The following is a 3,886-nucleotide window of genomic DNA, read 5'->3' as shown; positions in this document are numbered from 1 at the left end:
AGACCGAATTAGCCTTTTCCATTCTGGACAGCTACGCCAACAAACCTAAAATCGAGACACTCAAAAGCGTGACGCATATCAGTTCGAGACTTAGAATCGACAATTTTGTAATACTGGCTTAACCAGTTTTGCGGGGAAGTGTTGTTGAACCGTGTTTTTTGCGCTGGATTGGCTTTTTAAGGGCTTTTTCGCTTTGCAAAGCTTGACCGCACTATGTATCATTTTGCGTATGGTTCGACACATGCTGCCCGCATTGTCGATCTAGTGGTAGTCAGGATTCCAGTCCTTTCTACCGCGTCCAAACAAGATAAAGCCCCGCTTACAGCAATGCAAGCGGGGCTTATTCGTTTGTGGTTATTTTTTCCTACTTTAATACCAGTCTCTTACATCTTGGTCATAAAAAAAGCATTTTCACCGTGAAATATCCTTTTCGTTACTGCTGCTGATATTTTTCGCCTTTGGTTTTTCCTGCTCCACACTGGTAGCTTTTAGCAATTTCTTGACCTGCTCTGGGTCTTTCATCTTTTCATCAAACTGCTTTAAACGCTCCTGCTGCTGCTCTACTGATAAATCCTTATCTCTAACGTGTACCAAAGCCCTGAAATACGCAATTTCACCTAGTGTGTCTCGACTATATTTTGAAAACTCGGGCTTGCTTCGCAACTCCTCGAAGTGCGTCTTTCTCTCCTTATCTACATCAGCCGTCAACTGAGCTAAATCCGTCTGCTTTGCTGCTGGCGGCGCGGCCTGCTGCGATTCCGCATACCTTCGGACAAGGACAGGGTGGATATTTTCAGGCGAAACGCTCTTTGCATAGCCTTGATAAGCCTTGATAGCTTCCTCTCTCGTCATTTCCTCGTATTGCTTCGCCAGCTTTTCAGGTGTGAGGATTTCAAACGATTCAATCTTGGGGCGTACTGGCCTCGATACAGGCACAAACTCAGCAGATAACGGCTCAACCTTGGGCTGTGCTGGCCTCGGTGTCGGCACAGGAACTTCCTTCGGTTGTGCTGGCCTCTGAGTTGGTACAGGCACGTCCTTGGGGCGTACTGGCCTCGATATAGGCACAAACTCAGCAGATAACGGCTCAACCTTGGGCTGTGTCGGTACTGGTACAGGCGCAGCCTGGGGAACAACCACCCCACTTTGTCTACTGGAGTAGACTTCTACCGATGGTTTAAGAGCTTCTTCTGCGGCCTTTTTACGCGCCTGATACATTTCATCGGCGTGTGAAACCTTCGGCTTCGGGGTGAAAACCTCTTTCACCTTGGCGAAAAAACCGACCTTTTCAGGTTCGGCCTGTGGCTTAACTTCGTTGGCCTTTTTCGCTGCGGCTAAGTCGCTCGATAGGTCATTAATCAGGCTGTCCGTTTTCGCTATCTCGCTCTCTAGCTCGCCTAATTGCTTGGCTCTCTCCAAGCGTTCGGCGGCTTGTTTTTGCAGCACGTCCGAATCAGCCCCGCGCCGTAGCATTCCGTCCAGTGCGGGGCCTCGATGCTGAGTAGGTGCGCGGTCGGTAATTCCCTGCGCTTCCAGCGTCCTATGGTCAACTCGCACAGCAACACCGTTACGCTGTAACGCTTCATTGGTAAGGGTCGCCCAGCGTTCGCGCAAATGCTCTATCTCGGTGGGCTGTCCTCGCTTTTCGATGTTCTGATTGTGGGCGACTAGATCCAACTCCCGCACCTTATTACCAAACCCGCGCCCTTCGACTTTGTTGGTACTGGTCAGAATGTGGGCGTGGTGGTTTCGGTGGTCGCCGACTTTGCTCGGTTTATGAATGGCTACATCAGCGGCTATCTGATAACGGTCTGCGATTTCTTTTGCAAAACTGGTCGCCAGCTTTTGGCGTTCTGCGGCGGTTAGTTCGTCGGGCAAGGCCACGACAAATTCACGCGCAACCTGTGCATCTGCGCGCTTATTTTTCTGCTCTACCGCGTTCCATAATTCGGCTCTATCTGGTCGCCAATCTGTACCAGATGGCATCACGATTTCAGCCGATTCAATGCCTTTCTTTTTGGTGTAGTCGTGGACTTCGCCCGTTCGCTCGTCTGTCACTTTTTCACCTGCGCGATAAGCTGCCGCACCAGTCGAGGAACGACTGTTTTTGCGGCTGATTATTTTTGCGCTGAGGTGGAAAATTGCCACGCTTTAAGCCCTTGGGGTTGTTTTTGTCTCGCAGAGACCGCACGCAAACGAAGTTTGCATTAAGTGCGCCCTTGTATTCTACTTCGGGTTTCTGAAAACCGTCCAATTTAGCAATTGGTCGTGGTTTTCAGGTGAGCGAAAATGTGAACAGGTCACAAAAAAAGCTCGATTTATTACCCGAAATGGCTTTATCTTTTCGGGTAATAAATGAGCACATAAACCACAACAGGGGGCAATATGACTGAGGCAATCAACAAACGAATAGAAACGCTAGAGACCAAGCTAAAACAAGCAAAAGCACTCAAGCAAAAGCAGGAGGCGCAAAAACGCGCCCTACTCTCAAAGCAGGAACGCCAAAAAGACACACGTCGCAAAATCCTTGTGGGTGCGGCAATTCTGGCAAAAGTTAACGGTGGTGAATGGCCTAAAGATAAACTACTGGCAATGATGGACGCGACACTAACCCGCAACGATGACCGCACCCTGTTTGACTTACCTGTTTTAGACGAAAAAAAACAAATCAAGGAAGCTAGTTGGAGCTAGGCCAGTAAGTTTGTTGAGTTGCTCGTTCATAGAGTGCGTGCCACATACTTGTTAGGGAGCAAGCACGTCCAATAACGTGAATTAGCTTAGGTCGGTAATCTCCAGCAGATCGAACCATATATAGTCTTGCTACGCGATTTTCAGAGTGGATAATCATAGACAAGAGCTGGTCTGGAGTAAGTCGAGTTGGACGTAGTTTTATCATTCGTAAAGTATAGAAATAAATCTTCGATTTACCATCTATTGAGTCGCTGGCATGTTCGCAAAGACCTACGAGCGAAACAACCAACGACCTACTCAAACCTTGAAAACAATCTCAGAGCAACGGCCTGCAATGCGCTCAACTTCGGAAAAAACCGAATCTAAAGAGGTGAATGTTTTCACCTCTTTTTTCGCGGTCATCAATGTTGAACTCCCGCCCCCAATGGTAAGGACAATCAACATATAGCCGCCTGATACTAACGGGTCACGGATAGAAGAAAAGCCAACGATAAACCCTTGCTCGAAATATTCTTTAGCGTCTTTGAGTTGCATTTTACCATTCCTGTGCTGTTGTTTTGACACTTTCATTGTAACGATTTTATAAAATCGTTGATTTGTTTTTTACAAAACACACAAACAAAAAAGCAAAATTGTGCGTTAGTTCACAGTGAAAAGTTCTTCTCACCACTACCGCGCTGCGCTTGCTTGCTCAAAATAAAGCCCGAAAAGATAAACCCATTTCGGGCTTTATTTTCGAGCGAGACTAGGGAAAAACTCGATTTTTAATTTGAAGGGGAAAGCGCCCTTTAAGAATAAAACCAACCTGTCGGATGGTGGGAGGGGGAGAACTTGCGGCAAGCCCTCCCCTTACCCATTGGCATGGGTTGGGAGGCTTACCGCTTCGCTCTGTCGGACGGAGCCGAGGTGTCGATATGCGGGTGTATTCGCGGTGCTGCAATACACTCAAACAGTTTAGGAAAGCACTTTCCCCTTAGCGTGATCTGCTTGTTACCCTCTCACGGCTGTCTGGCCTAAGCAGCTAACGGAGCGTTCTCTGGTGGCTCAACGTCTCAAGCTTGGCGTGGTCGCCTTGCAAGGTTGAACGCAGACAGATAGACCGAATTAGCCTTTTCCATTCTGGACAGCTACGCCAACAAACCTAAAATCGAGACACTCAAAAGCGTGACGCATATCAGTTCGAGACTTAGAATCG

3 protein-coding genes are annotated in these 3,886 nt (G+C 48.0%); 1 reads left to right on the top strand and 2 read right to left on the bottom strand.

The window, feature by feature from the left end:
• Positions 1-411: 411 nt before the first annotated feature.
• Positions 412-2,148 carry a MobQ family relaxase gene (gene mobQ / locus LG219_RS15165; RefSeq protein WP_226765280.1) on the bottom strand — a complete coding sequence of 579 codons (1,737 nt, stop codon included), beginning with the start codon at positions 2,146-2,148 and terminating at the stop codon, positions 412-414.
• Between the two features lie 237 nt (positions 2,149-2,385).
• On the opposite strand from mobQ, the gene LG219_RS15160 reads away from it, so the two are divergent.
• Positions 2,386-2,691, top strand: coding sequence for a DUF8583 domain-containing protein (locus LG219_RS15160; RefSeq protein ID WP_226765279.1), 306 nt, complete (start codon positions 2,386-2,388; stop codon positions 2,689-2,691).
• A gap of 297 nt (positions 2,692-2,988) precedes the next feature.
• On the opposite strand, the gene LG219_RS15155 is transcribed toward LG219_RS15160, so the two are convergent.
• Positions 2,989-3,225, bottom strand: a complete 237-nt coding sequence (locus LG219_RS15155) for a hypothetical protein (RefSeq protein ID WP_226765278.1) — start codon at positions 3,223-3,225, stop codon at positions 2,989-2,991.
• Positions 3,226-3,886 lie beyond the last annotated feature (661 nt).

This window comes from Deefgea salmonis, from assembly GCF_020531905.1.
GTDB classification, from domain to species: domain Bacteria; phylum Pseudomonadota; class Gammaproteobacteria; order Burkholderiales; family Chitinibacteraceae; genus Deefgea; species Deefgea salmonis.
Note: the sequence above shows the minus strand (reverse complement) of the source record. Positions and strands in the feature narration are given on the sequence as shown.